This is a genomic window from Pseudomonas sp. NFACC56-3 (genome assembly GCF_900100025.1).
In the GTDB taxonomy this organism is placed as follows: domain Bacteria; phylum Pseudomonadota; class Gammaproteobacteria; order Pseudomonadales; family Pseudomonadaceae; genus Aquipseudomonas; species Aquipseudomonas fluorescens_AA.
Window position 1 is genome coordinate 263421 of sequence record NZ_FMTK01000003.1, and the last position, 13005, is coordinate 276425.

Annotated in this window: 12 protein-coding genes; 6 read left to right on the top strand and 6 right to left on the bottom strand. The window is 62.2% G+C overall.

Annotation, left to right across the window (positions count from 1 at the left end):
* Positions 1 to 2: 2 nt before the first annotated feature.
* Genes BLO80_RS06450 through BLO80_RS06470 form a run of 5 tightly spaced genes read right to left on the bottom strand, consistent with a single transcriptional unit; the run spans position 3 to position 4886 of the window.
* On the bottom strand, positions 3 to 1061 hold the full coding sequence (locus tag BLO80_RS06450) for a polysaccharide biosynthesis/export family protein (RefSeq protein WP_072405257.1): 1059 nt from the start codon (positions 1059 to 1061) through the stop codon (positions 3 to 5).
* Between the two features lie 20 nt (positions 1062 to 1081).
* Positions 1082 to 1726, bottom strand: a complete 645-nt coding sequence (locus BLO80_RS06455; protein ID WP_092327372.1) for a CpsD/CapB family tyrosine-protein kinase — start codon at positions 1724 to 1726, stop codon at positions 1082 to 1084.
* Positions 1727 to 2473, bottom strand: a complete 747-nt coding sequence (locus BLO80_RS06460; protein WP_092327373.1) for a sugar transferase — start codon at positions 2471 to 2473, stop codon at positions 1727 to 1729.
* Positions 2470 to 3525 carry an NAD-dependent epimerase gene (locus BLO80_RS06465; protein WP_092327375.1) on the bottom strand — a complete coding sequence of 352 codons (1056 nt, stop codon included), beginning with the start codon at positions 3523 to 3525 and terminating at the stop codon, positions 2470 to 2472. Before BLO80_RS06465 ends, BLO80_RS06460 begins: the two co-directional genes overlap by 4 nt.
* On the bottom strand, positions 3522 to 4886 hold the full coding sequence (locus BLO80_RS06470) for a UDP-glucose dehydrogenase family protein (RefSeq protein ID WP_092327376.1): 1365 nt from the start codon (positions 4884 to 4886) through the stop codon (positions 3522 to 3524). Before BLO80_RS06470 ends, BLO80_RS06465 begins: the two co-directional genes overlap by 4 nt.
* A 376-nt stretch (positions 4887 to 5262) precedes the next feature.
* On the opposite strand from BLO80_RS06470, the gene BLO80_RS06475 reads away from it, so the two are divergent.
* The 6 genes from BLO80_RS06475 to BLO80_RS29855 all read left to right on the top strand — a co-directional run bounded on the left by BLO80_RS06475 (position 5263) and on the right by BLO80_RS29855 (position 11953).
* Complete coding sequence (locus BLO80_RS06475) at positions 5263 to 6972, top strand: sulfatase-like hydrolase/transferase (protein WP_092327378.1); 1710 nt, start codon at positions 5263 to 5265, stop codon at positions 6970 to 6972.
* 277 nt (positions 6973 to 7249) lie between these two features.
* A complete protein-coding gene (locus BLO80_RS06480) occupies positions 7250 to 7918 on the top strand; it encodes an ABC transporter ATP-binding protein (protein WP_092327379.1) in 669 nt (222 codons plus the stop codon).
* Positions 7918 to 10386 carry an ABC transporter permease gene (locus BLO80_RS06485; protein ID WP_371914567.1) on the top strand — a complete coding sequence of 823 codons (2469 nt, stop codon included), beginning with the start codon at positions 7918 to 7920 and terminating at the stop codon, positions 10384 to 10386. The genes BLO80_RS06480 and BLO80_RS06485 overlap by 1 nt, the downstream gene beginning before the upstream one ends.
* The gene (locus BLO80_RS06490) at positions 10376 to 11446 is read left to right on the top strand and encodes a lipocalin-like domain-containing protein (protein ID WP_092327382.1); all 1071 of its coding nucleotides are present in this window, start codon (positions 10376 to 10378) and stop codon (positions 11444 to 11446) included. The genes BLO80_RS06485 and BLO80_RS06490 overlap by 11 nt, the downstream gene beginning before the upstream one ends.
* 65 nt (positions 11447 to 11511) lie before the next feature.
* Positions 11512 to 11754: a hypothetical protein gene (locus BLO80_RS06495; RefSeq protein ID WP_092327384.1), complete on the top strand. Its 243-nt coding sequence runs from the start codon at positions 11512 to 11514 to the stop codon at positions 11752 to 11754.
* 25 nt (positions 11755 to 11779) lie between these two features.
* The gene (locus BLO80_RS29855; RefSeq protein ID WP_175459461.1) at positions 11780 to 11953 is read left to right on the top strand and encodes a hypothetical protein; all 174 of its coding nucleotides are present in this window, start codon (positions 11780 to 11782) and stop codon (positions 11951 to 11953) included.
* Positions 11954 to 12324: 371 nt separating this feature from the next.
* Here BLO80_RS29855 and BLO80_RS06500 read toward each other — a convergent pair whose 3' ends face one another.
* A complete protein-coding gene (locus BLO80_RS06500) occupies positions 12325 to 12843 on the bottom strand; it encodes an Hcp family type VI secretion system effector (RefSeq protein WP_092327385.1) in 519 nt (172 codons plus the stop codon).
* Positions 12844 to 13005: the final 162 nt, after the last annotated feature.

Sequence of the window (13005 nt, forward strand, 5' to 3'; positions counted from 1 at the left end):
GATCAATTACCTGCTGCAGAAGTGTCGGTACTGGATCTGCTGCTGTTGTCGCCTTTGCTATCGAGGCGGTAGCCCAAGCTGACGCCAACGCCCTGGAACAGCACCACGTCGGCCAGTTGCCGCGCCATTTCACCGGCTTTGGCCAGGCCGGTCTTGGGCACGTACAGCATGTCTTCCGGCTGCAGGTAGGCGATCTGCGAGGCGTCACCGCTCAGGGCTTTTTCCACGTCATAGTGGCGGGCTTCGACCTGGTTGCCGTTGCGGCGCATGATCACCACCGAGTCGAGCCGGGCCTTGACGTTGGTGCCACGGGCCAGGGTCAGGGCCTCGAGGACCGAGATTGGCCGGCGGATCGGGTAGGAACCAGGCTGTGCCACCTCACCGAGGACATAGATCTCGTTGCCGGCGGTGGATTTGAGCAGCACGTCGACGGTCATGCGCCCGGGCAGTTGGGCGTATCGCTCGTTGAGGAACGTTTCCAGCTGTGTGACGGTCATGCCCTGCAGGGGCACGGAGCCGATTTCCGGGAAGCTCGCGTAGCCATCCCGGCCCACAGTGATTTCCCGGCTCATGCCGGTACCCGGGTGGGTCAAGGTGTTCCTGAGGTTCGTCTCGCTGGACAGCGGGCTGGTCACCAGCACCGTCAACTGATTGCGGTTGGGCTGGAACAAACTTTTCTGGTCATAGGCACGCTGGACCGCCAGGCGGGCTTCGTCGGTGGTCAGGCCGGCGACTTTCACCGAGGTGTTGGCCCCCGGCAGTTCGATGCTGCCGTCGGGCATCACCTGTTGTGTGCCGTTGAGCTGGCTGGCGGCGGTGAAGTTCAGCGCCACCTGGTCGCCCGCCTGCACCCGATAGGCCTGGGGCCCGGTGGTGCTGATGTGGAAAATCACGTCCAGCACGTCCTGGGGCCGCAGGGTCTGTTCGACCTTGGGCATGTCGGTGGCCTGGGCATTGGCCGGTGCGGCCGTGAGGATCTGCACCGGCATCGAGCGGGTATCGCTGGTGCTGGAGCAACCGGCAAGCGGCAGCAACAGCAGGACAAGCATTCTGGCGTTCATCTCGTCATCCTTTTGCAGGCTTACAGGTTGTTGTAGAGCCACTTGGGCATGTAGTACTTACGGCGGTTGAACACGCTGCCGACCACTTTAGCGCCCGCTTGGGACAAGCGCTGGCGGGCGGCCTGCGCCACTTCCCAGCGGGTGTCTTCACCGCGCACCACCAGCACCACGCCATCCACCTGGGTGCTGAGCACCAGCGTGTCGCTGACCGAATACACCGCGTCGGCGTCGATCACCACAAAGCGGTACTGCGCCGCCAATTGCCTGAACAGCGGGCGCAGGCGCTCGGGGCTCAAGCGCTCGGCATTGCGGCCCAGGCGACCGTGGGGCAGCACGTCGAAGGGCAGGCTGGACGCCTGCACCACGCAGTCCTGCAACAGGGGCGGGGCGAGGCTGTTGAACAACAGGTCGGTGAAGCCGCGCTCCTTGTGCAACGCCAGTTGCTGGCTGAGGTTGCGCGGTGACTGGCTGGCATCCACCAGCAAGACGCGACCGTTGCTCATCTGCGCCAGCTGAGCGGCCAGTGCCATGGCGCTGGTGCTGGTGCCGGTGCCGGTGTTGGCGGACGTCAAGAGCAGGGTCCGCAGGGATGGGTCGAGCACGGTCGAGGTCAGGTTGGTCTCGCTCGGGCTGGCTATGGTCAGGATATTCGTTGAACCGTCCATTTAACTCGCTCCGTGGCCGCTGAAAACTTTGAAGGGGGTAAGCATCAGGATCTTCAAGTCCAGCCACAGGCTTTGTTCAGCGATATAGCTGAGGTCCAATTCCACGCGCTGGTCGAAGTCGATATTGCTGCGCCCGGAGATCTGCCACAGGCCGGTCATGCCGGGGTAGATGCTCAGGCGCACAAGATGGTTGTCCTTGTAGCGATAGGCGTTGAACGAGGTCGGCCGCGGGCCTACCAGGCGCATGTCGCCGGTCACTACGTTGATCAGGTTCGGCAGTTCGTCGAGGCTGCTGCGACGCAGGAACCGGCCGATGGGCGTGATGCGTGGGTCGTTGTCGATCTTGAAATCGATGGCATCGGCACCGTGTTTGTTGAGGTGGCGCAGCGACTCCTTGAGGGCTTCGGCGTCGGCGACCATGGTGCGGAACTTGTACATGCCGAACACCCGACCGCGATAGCCGGTGCGTTTCTGTATGAACAGCACCGGGCCCGGGCTGGAAAACTTGACCAACAGTGCCAGGCCCAGCAACAGCGGGCAGAACACCACTAGGATCGCCAGTGCGCCGAGGCTGGCCACTACCCGATTGGTGCGCGAGACCGTCCAGGGCCGGCCGCCGTCGCGACCGGTCAACCAACCACGGCCTTGGCGGTGAATGGCCGCGTCCAGGCGCCTGCGGTGCTCGGGATCGACACGTTTATCGCGTCCGGGGGCGTTGGTCGCAATGATTTGCTCATGTCGGGTCATAGACTCCTCCGCTGAGATTGGGCCGCAAGCGGCGCGTGGGCAGGCAGTGGGTAATACTCGAGGAACCACTGGATGAAGCGGCCCAGGCCGTCGTCCAGTTCGATGCCCGGCTTGAAGCCGGTGGCCCGCGCCAGGTCGCTGACGTCGGCGCAGGTGTTGAGCACGTCGCCCGCTTGCAGGGGCAGCAGTTCGACGCGGGCGGTGCGTCCCAGGTGTTTTTCCAGCAGCGCCACATAGGTGCGCAGCGTCACCGGGTGCTGCCCGCCGATGTTGTAGATCCGCCAAGGCGCGCGGCTGGTGGCCGGGCCCGGTTGTTCGTGATCCAGCAAGGGTGTGACCTGGGGCGCATGGTCGATCAGGCGGGCGATGCTTTCGACGATGTCGTCGATGTAGGTGAAATCCCGCTGGTGCTCGCCGTGGTTGAACAGCTGCAGTACACGGTCTTCGGTGATGGCGCGGGCGAACTGGATCGGCGACATGTCCGGCCGGCCCCAAGGGCCGTACACCGTAAAGAAACGCAAGCCGGTGCAGGGAATACCGAACAGGTGGCTGTAGCTGTGGGCCATCAGTTCATTGGATTTTTTGCTGGCCGCATACAGCGACAGCGGATGATCGACGTTGTCCTGCACCGAATAAGGCGTGCGCGGGTTGGCGCCGTATACCGAGCTTGAAGAGGCGTAGATCAGGTGCTTGACCGGATACCGGCGGCAGCTTTCCAGGATGTTCAGGAAGCCGGTGATGTTGCTGTCGACATAGGCCTGTGGGTTTTCCAGGGAGTAGCGCACGCCGGCTTGGGCCGCGAGGTGAATCACCACGTCCGGGCGCCGGGCCTGGAACCATTCGTCGATGGCTGGTGCGTCGGCCAGGTCGAGCCGCGCCAAGGGGAAGGTGCCGACCTGTTCGTTCACCCAGGCCACGCGGTCGTGCTTGAGCTGCGGGTCGTAATAGTCGTTGAAATTGTCCAGCCCGCACACCCGATGGCCGTCGCGCAGCAGCCGCAACGCGACATGGGCGCCGATGAAACCGGCTGCGCCGGTGACCAGGATGTTCACGGCCGTGGCCCGGGTGCCGGGGTGCCGGGCACGGTATGGCGCAGCCCGATACCGCGATACAACAGCCCGGCGGCGGCCAGGTGTTCGGGGTTGTACAGGTTGCGGCCATCGATGATCACCCGGGCGCGCAACTTGCTGGCCAGCAGGTCGAAATCCACCACGCGAAAGTTCTTCCATTCGGTGCAGATCACCAGGGCGTCGGCGTCTTCCAGGGTGTCATCGCGGGTCGCACAGAGGTTCAGGTCCTTGCGATAGCCATAGAGGCGACGGCATTCGGACATGGCTTCCGGGTCATAGGCCTGGACCCGGGCGCCATCGCGCCACAGCGCTTCCATCAGGTAGCGGCTGGGGGCTTCGCGCATGTCATCGGTGTTGGGCTTGAACGCCAGGCCCCAGATGGCAATCGATTTGCCGGCCAGGCCATCCGGGAATTGCTTCGCCAGTTTCTCGAAGAGGATGTGTCGCTGGCTGTCGTTGACGTCGGTGACGCTGCGCAGCAGGCGCAGCGGCATGCCGTTTTGTTCGGCGGTGTGCAGCAGGGCTCGCAGGTCCTTGGGAAAGCACGAGCCGCCGAAACCGCAGCCGGGGTAGATGAAGTGATAACCGATGCGCGGGTCCGAGCCGATGCCCTTGCGCACCGCTTCTATGTCGGCGCCCAGCCGTTCGGTGAGGTTCGCCAATTCGTTCATGAAGCTGATGCGGGTGGCGAGCATGGCATTGGCGGCGTACTTGGTCAGTTCGGCGCTGCGGTTGTCCATGAACATCAGTTTTTCGTGGTTGCGGCAAAAGGGTGCGTAGAGCTCCGTCATCTGGTCGCGGGCCAGCGGGTCGGCGGTGCCGACGATGATCCGGTCCGGCCGCATGCAATCGGCCAGGGCGCTGCCTTCCTTGAGAAATTCGGGGTTGGACACCACGCGCACGTTCAGCTGTTTCAGGCCGCGCCGGGCCAACGCCTGACGGGCACATTCGGCCACCTTGTCGGCGGTACCCACCGGCACCGTGGACTTGATGACCAGGGTGCGGTCGCTGTCCATGAAGTCGGCGATCTGCCGGGTGACGGCCAGCACATGGCTCAGGTCGGCCGAGCCGTCTTCATCGGCGGGGGTGCCGACGGCGATGAAAATCAGCTCGCCGTGATTGACCGCGTCGCTGGCCTGGGAACTGAACGACAAGCGTCCGGCCTTGATGTTGTCTTCGAGCAGATTGGACAACCCCGGCTCGCTGATGGTGGGTACGGCTTGTTGCAGTTGCCGGATCTTGTTCGGGTCGATGTCGATGCACAAAACGCGGTGTCCGACATCGGCCATTGCGGCCGCCTGAATCAACCCGACATACCCCGTACCAAATACGCTCACGTCCATTTTTGGCGCGCCTCGCAGACCGAATGATGTAACTCGGATGAAACTGTTTAGAGGGGTATAGCGCAGCTTCAGAAAAGCGTGTCAGCAAAATGACAGTTGTCAGTGTTGGCAATTCAAGTGAAGTCGGGCCTTTTGATATCAAGTCATTGACTGATCTAGCAAAGTGGCTGTTTTACGGGGTGTGTAGAGCATTTAAGAAAGCGATAAACGGTCGTTATCCATAGATTTTTATATTTTGTTACCTATTTTCGTGTCGTTTTTGGGGTAACTTTTTTTTGACGCATGGTTGAGTGGAGGCATTTCTTGCGCTTTGAAAATCGGCTGCTAACGTGCAGGAACGAAGTGCTTTGGACACCGCGATCCGGTCGAGGAAAACATGGCCCGCTACCTCAAGGAGTTGCTGCTGTTTTTGTACCTGCTCAAGGGGTACGCCTATTACCTCGACCGTCTCGATGCGTTGGGCCTGGGCTTGGCAACCTTGCTGTTCGGCGCCATGTTCGTGCTGTTGGTGATTGCGCTGTGGATGTGCGCCTACATACGCCAGACGATGGTCAGGCATGTGTTTGCCTTGGCGCTGTTTGTTTCAGCGGTTTTTTTCGAGGTGTACACCCAGGTCACGGACAGTTACCTGACCTACAGCCAGTTCGTCTCGCTGGTGTACTCCGGAGGGTTCATCCAGGAAGCGGCCTATCAGTATCGCGAGGTGATCATCAACGCGGTGATCGGCGGCTTGTTGCTGTTGTTCGGCATCGCCCTCAAGCCTCGGCGGGCGCTGCGAGTGCCTGGTTATCTGCCGGTGCTCGCGCCCGTGCTGGGCGTGGTGTTGCTCAGTGGCGTGTTATTCGTGCGGGCGGGCGAGGGCGCGCGCGGCCTGCCGGTGATGTACACGCCGTTGGCCTATTTGAATCTCTTCGCCTACGAGTCCTTGCACAGCACCATCGGCCCCCGGGAACCGGTTACCCTGACGCGGCGATCGTCTTTGATCGAGCAGGACATCGTGCTGATCATCGATGAAAGCATTGGCGGCAATTACCTGGATATCAACACGCCATTTGGCGTGCACAGCGGCCTGAAGACACCGCCCGAGGGCGTGGATATTTTCAATTTCGGCTACGCGGCTTCCATCGCCAATTGCAGCGTCGACACCAATGTCACCTTGCGCTACGGCGGTACTCGCGCCGACTACATGCGCATCAACAGCACCCGGCCGTCGATCTGGCAGTACGCCAAGCAGGCCGGCTTGCGCACCGTCTACATCGATGCCCAGCGCACTGGCGGCAATCTGCAGAACCTGATGACCGACCTGGAAAAACAGGACATCGACGAATTCGTCCAATTCGACCAGACCGGCGTGCGTGACCGCGACATGGCGGCGGCGGCGAAGTTGATCGAACTGTTGGGCGACCACCAGGCCGAACTGGTGGTGATCAACAAGGTGGGGGCGCATTTTCCAGTGCACGACAAATACCCCGACGACTTCATGAACTATCGCCCGGCCTTGCCGCGCGGGCAGTTCCAGGAAGTGGCCGATACCGGCAGGCGCGACGGTTTCAATGGCAAGCAAGATGACTGGCTGCTGTACCGCAACGCCTACCAGAACACCTTGCTGTGGAATGTCGGCGAGTTCTTCAAGCGAGTCTTCCAACAGGCCGATTTGAGCCATGCCGTGTTGATCTACACCTCCGACCACGGCCAGGATCTGCACGAGCGCGGCAATCCCGGGCTTAACACCCACTGCGGCGGCGACCCGGTGGCCGAAGAAGGCTTGGTGCCGTTGGTGGTGATCCAGGGCAGCTCATTGCAGACCCTCGATTGGCGCGACGCCTGGGCTCGGAACAAGGACCGCTCCAGCCACTACAACATCTTCCCGACGCTGTTGCAGTTGATGGGCTACGACCCGGTCGGGGTCGAATCGGCTTATGGAAAATCCCTGAGCCAGCCGACCGATGACGACTTCACCTTCAACTACCGCTTCAACGCGCGGCTGGGGGCGAAACCGGCGTGGAAACATATCGACCTGAACGACATCGTGACACCGCATTCCGGCCAGGTTGAAATGGCGGTGGGCATTGACTCTATACGCTGAGCTCTTTGGGAGTGGGCTTGCTCGTATGAGGCCGGCACATCCAACATCTTCATCGACTATGACGCCGCCTTCGCGAGCAAGCTCGCACACATGGATTTTCGGCGGCCACAAAATGCACATGCGCCGCAGAGCCCTGTGGGAGCTCGCTCGCTCGCGATGAGGCCTGCCCATCCACATCACCGCCAGCTGATATACCGCCTTCGCGAGCTCTCGCCTGGGCCGGCATTGCGGCTAATTCCGCTATCCTGAGCCTCACGTTCATTCAACGAGCTTTTTCATGCTTGAAGTCCGCAATGTCTTTAAAAGCTACCCCACGCCCCAAGGCCCGTTGCCGGTGCTGCAGGGCGTCGACCTGACCCTGATGCCCGGCAGCAGTCTGGCGCTGATGGGGGAGTCCGGCAGTGGCAAGAGCACCTTGCTGCACTTGGTCGCCGGGCTGGACAAGGTGGATCGCGGCAGCATCCGCAGTGGCGAATATCGGCTCGACGGCATGAGCGAAAGCCAGCTGGCGAACTGGCGACGCACGGAAATCGGCCTGGTGTTCCAGCAGTTCAACCTCATCAGCAGCTTGTCGGTGGAAGACAACCTGGCGTTCCAGGCGCGCCTGTGCGGCCGCCATGACGCGGCCTGGCAAGCCCATCTGGTGCAGCGGCTCGGGCTTGCAGCGTTGTTGCGGCGTTACCCTGAACAGCTTTCCGGCGGCCAGCAGCAACGGGTGGCGCTGGGGCGGGCGCTGGCCTCGCGACCGCCCCTGTTGCTGGCCGACGAACCCACCGGCAGCCTCGACGAAGCCACCAGCGACGAAGTGCTGCAACTGTTGCTGGAGCTGCTGGAGGGCAGCCCCACCAGTCTGTTGATGGTGACCCACAGTCCACAGGTGGCGGCGCGCCTGGCCCAACGCGTGGTGTTGCACGGCGGACGGTTGGCGCAGGTGGCGCAGGGGTGATGATTCTTCGCCAGACCCTCAAGGCCCTGCTCAGCCATTGGCGCCAACACCCGGTGCAACTCTTCAGCGTGCTGACCGGCCTCTGGCTCGCCACCAGCCTGCTCACCGGCGTGCAAGCGCTCAACAGTCAGGCCCGGGACAGCTACGCCCGGGCCAGCCAATTGATCGGCGGCCAACCCCAGGCCAGCCTCAATGCCCCCGGTGGCGGCACCTTCCCTCAGCAATGGTTTATCGATTTGCGGCGCCAGGGCTGGCCGGTGTCGCCGGTGTTGCAGGCCCGGGTGCTGCTCAAGGGGCACGAGGATCAGCGCTTGCAACTGATGGGCATCGACCCGGTGTCGCTGCCACCCGGCGCGGCCCTGGCGGGGCAGGCGCGGGACATGAGCGAAGTGGTCGAGTTTTTTACCGACCCCGGTCGCACGTGGGTCGCCCCGCAAACCTTGCAGGCCTTGGGGCTGGGCGAGGGCGACCGGCCTCGTACAGTCGATGGGCAACCGCTGCCGCCGCTGCATGTCCAAGTGGACATGGCGCCGGGCGTGCTGTTGATGGACATCGGTTTTGCCCAAGCAGTACTCGGGTTGCCGGACCAGCTATCGCGGCTGTTGTTGCCCGCCACGTTCAACGCCGCGCTGCCGGAGGCCTTCAGTGATCGGCTGCAATTCAAGCATGCCGATGAAGAAAACAACCTGTCGCGCCTGACCGAAAGTTTTCACCTGAACCTCGACGCCTTGGGGTTTTTATCGTTCGTGGTGGGGTTGTTCATCGTTCACGCCGCCATCGGTCTGGCCCTTGAACAGCGCCGCAGCCTGCTGCGCACCCTGCGGGCCTGTGGCGTCAGTGCGCGGATGCTGGTCACCAGTCTGGCGATTGAGCTGGGCGCGCTGGCCTTGCTGGGCGGGATCGCCGGGGTACTCAGCGGCTACTGGCTGGCGGGCCTGTTGTTGCCCGATGTCGCGGCGAGCCTGCGGGGGTTGTACGGTGCCGAAGTGGCCGGGCATTTGAACCTCAGCCTGGGGTGGTGGCTCAGCGGTGTTGGCTTGAGTCTGCTCGGCGCGCTGCTGGCCGGGGCCGACAGCCTGTTGCGGGCGGCGCGTTTGCCCTTGCTGGCGCTGGCCAATCCTCAGGCCTGGCATCAGGCCCATGGACGCTGGCTGCGACGCCAGGGTTGGGTGGCGACATTGGCGGCGCTGATCGCCGTGTCGGCATTGATCTGGGGGGACAGCCTGGCCAGCGGTTTTGTCTTGATGACCAGCTTGTTGCTGGGGGCGGCGCTGGCCTTGCCGGTGTTGCTCAATCGCGCGCTGAACCTGCTGGTGCGCCGCGGCCGCTCGGTGCTCGGGCAATGGTTTCTCGCCGATTGTCGCCAGCAACTGCCAACGTTGAGTCTGGCGCTGATGGCCTTGTTGTTGGCGCTGGCGGCCAATATCGGTGCCGGCAGCATGACCGCTGGCTTCCGCCAGACCTTCAGCAACTGGCTCGAACAACGGCTGAGCGCCGAGTTGTATATCAACCCGCAAACCCCGGCCCAGGCGGTGGAGTTGCACGCCTGGCTCAAGCAGCAACCGGCGATCACTGCCGTCGTGCCCATCTGGCAGGTATCGATCCCGCTGCAAGGCTGGCCGACGGATATCTACGGCATCATCGATCATCCCCACTATCGCCAGCACTGGCCGCTGTTGGAGTCGGCCAGTGACGAACCTTGGGGGCAGCTCACCCACGCCGACACGCTGATGCTCAGCGAACAGCTGGCCCGGCGCCTCAAGGTGAGGATTGGCGACCCGTTGACCATCCCGACACCCACCGGGCCGTGGACGCCGCGGATCGTCGGGATCTATGCCGACTATGGCAACCCCAAGGGGCATGTGCTGGTCAATGCCGATCATTTGTTGGCGCACTGGCCGAACCTGACGCCGAATCGCTTTAACCTGCGTATCGAGCCGTCCGCGATGGCTTCGATGCTGACGGCGTTGCAGAGCCGGTTCAGCCTGGACGACAGCCGCATCGTCGACCAGGCCCGGCTCAAGGGCTGGTCGACCCAGGTGTTCGAGCGCACCTTCGCCGCCACCGCCGCCCTTAACAGCCTGACCCTGGCGGTGGCGGGGGTGGCGTTGTTCATCAGCCTGCTGACCCAGAGCCAGAGTCGTCTCGGCCAGTTGGCGCCGCTGTGGGCGCTGGGGGTGACGCGTCGGCAACTGATGTTGCTCAACCTCGGCCAGACCTGGTTGTTGGCGCTGCTGACCCTGGTCCTGGCCTTGCCGCTGGGCATTGCCCTGGCCTGGTGCCTGGATGCGGTGATCAATGTGCAAGCCTTCGGCTGGCGCCTGCCGTTGCGGGTGTTCCCGTTGCAATTGGTGCAGTTGCTGGCCCTGGCGATGCTCGCCACGCTCCTGGCATCGGCCTGGCCGCTGTATGCGTTGTACCGCACGCAGCCGGCGGATTTGCTGAGGACCTTTGCCCATGAAGATTAAAGTAGGCGTGTTGCTGCTGGCGTTGCTCAGTGGTTGTGATGACTCAGCGCCGCCACAAAAAGGCTTTGCCGGCCTCGGCGACCAGGCCGTCGCGTTCACGCCTGTCGTGCCTGGGCGGGCGTTCAGTTTTCCGGCCGACCACGGCATTCATGACGGTTTCCGTATCGAGTGGTGGTACGTCACTGCCAACCTCAAGGACGCCCAGGGCCGGGAATTCGGTGTGCAATGGACGCTGTTTCGCAGCGCCTTGGATGCCGCGCCCCAGGCCAGCGGCTGGCGCAACCAGACGATCTGGCTCGGCCATGCGGCGGTCACTTCCGCCACCGTGCACCATGCCGCCGAGCGTTATGCCCGAGGCGGAGTGGGGCAGGCCGGGGTGCAGGCGGTGCCTTTCGATGCCTGGATCGACGACTGGCAATTCACCAGCCAGGCTGCTGTGGCCGAGCCGTTGGCGGACATGCAATTGAAGGCGCACGACCGACGCTTCAGCTATGCGTTGCGCCTGACGTCGAGCCGCCCGTTGGTGCTGCAGGGTGATCAAGGTTTCAGCCAGAAATCCGAACAGGGGCAAGCGTCGTACTACTACAGCCAGCCGTTTTTCCAGGCCAGCGGTGAATTGGAAATCGACGGTCAGCGCTTCACGGTCAGCGGTCCGGCCTGGCTCGACCGCGAATGGAGCAGCCAGCCCCTGACCGCCAACCAGACCGGCTGGGACTGGTTCTCCCTGCACCTGGACAATGGCGAGCACCTGATGCTCTATCGCATGCGCCACAAGGACGGCGCGCCTTACCTCACAGGCACCTGGATCGATGCCCAAGGCCGGGCGCAAACCCTGCATGCCGCAGAGATCAGTCTCGTGCCTCTGGACACCACCCAGGTCGCCGGACGCTCGATGCCGGTACGCTGGGCCATCAAGATCCCCGGCAAACAACTCGACGTGACCCTTCAGGCACTCAATCCCAAGGCCTGGATGGACCTGCGCATTCCCTATTGGGAAGGGCCGGTACGACTCAGTGGTAACCAGGGCGGCACGGGTTACCTAGAAATGACCGGCTACTGAGAATCGCCGGAACTCCCTGCGAACGTCGACCCTCATAACTGATGAATGTCTCGCAGGAGCCCGCCATGAGCGATGACCTCAAACTTCCGTCGCTGGCCGACTGGCAGCAGTTGTTCGACGACAAGGCCTATTGGCAGCAGTCCCCCGATGCCCACTTCACCGAGCTGATGCGGGTGGCCAATGACCTGTTCGGCCGGGGCGCCATCGACCTGGCGCGTTGGCAGGACTTGAAGAACCAGGCCGAGCAACTGCACCAGCGCTCTCCGGATGCCAATGTCGCTGAGGAAGTCGCCGACCCCGATGCCTGAATCCCGATATCCCAAGGAGTTCGCCATGAAGCACAAGTCCGATCGAACCCCGTCCAACCCGGACGCACCCGCATTGCCCGGTGAAGTGGAACGCGATAACGATGCGTTGCGACCCAATGACCCGGCCAAGCGTAAACAGCAACGGGGTGACCCTGAAGCGGGGGACACCGATGCGCAGAAAACCGGGCGGCGTGGCTGAAGTACGTCACGCCGGCTGGTCTTAAAAAGAGTTTTGTAATGCCAATTATTGTTCTGTGCGGATAGCTTTTACATCTGTGCATGTTTTGTATAACTGTTTGTACAGTTATACGTGTAGGAGCTGTCGAGTGCTCAGCGCCTACACAACCGGCATAGTTTCAATAATAAACAATTATTTAAACAGCCTCGCGGACATACTCTGAAAGTTCCATTATTATTGTGCCTGTTCGCCCAGTGTCAGGCTCTTTACCAGTGCATGGATTGCCGAGGCCGTCGCACTGGGCGAACACCGTCCCGAATCAATAACTGTCTATTATTTGAGTGCACATTGACCCACAGCGTTGGCCGATGCGTGAACGGCTGCCTCCGATTTCAACCGGCGGCCGGTGCACGCCAGTCATCGGAACCCGAGGTGCCGCTGACTTCATGGGTCCAGGTGATCTTGCGATACGTGAAGTACACGTCTTCCAGATGGGTGAAGTGGGTGTTCTCCGGATCCTGGCAGTTGGGCATGTAGTCCTTGATATCGACGATGATCGCGTCCTCCAACGTGGTGGTGTAGTAGTGCTCCTGGGTGCCGGCGGCCGAAGTGCGGTACCACTGGATCTTGACTTCGGTCAGGCGTTCGCCGCTCGTCAGGGCAGCCAGCATCAGTGGCGACGCCTTGTCGAATACCTTGGTGATGATCAGGGGTTTGTGTATGCGCTGGCCGGTGGGCTGACCGGACTGAGGATCGCGAGGGATGGTCACCTGATGCTCGAAAGCCTGCACCATGACCTGGTCTTCGTGACCTTCCTGGTAGGTGTTGCCCACTGAGTCGGCGGTAAACGCACCGGCAGTGATCAGACCTTGTTTGGTGCCTGTAACGGACATGTACGCGGGGATAGCCAAGGAATGTTCTCCTTCCTGGATAACGATAGGGCCTGGGACGGAAATCGCCCCGAGGTGGCCTGACGGTTATCAAGTGCTATGCCAGATTCAAAAAAACTATAAATATCAATAAGTTGATTTTAGCTAAGGCGGCTATTCCCTTCAGTTGGGCAACAAAGCGCA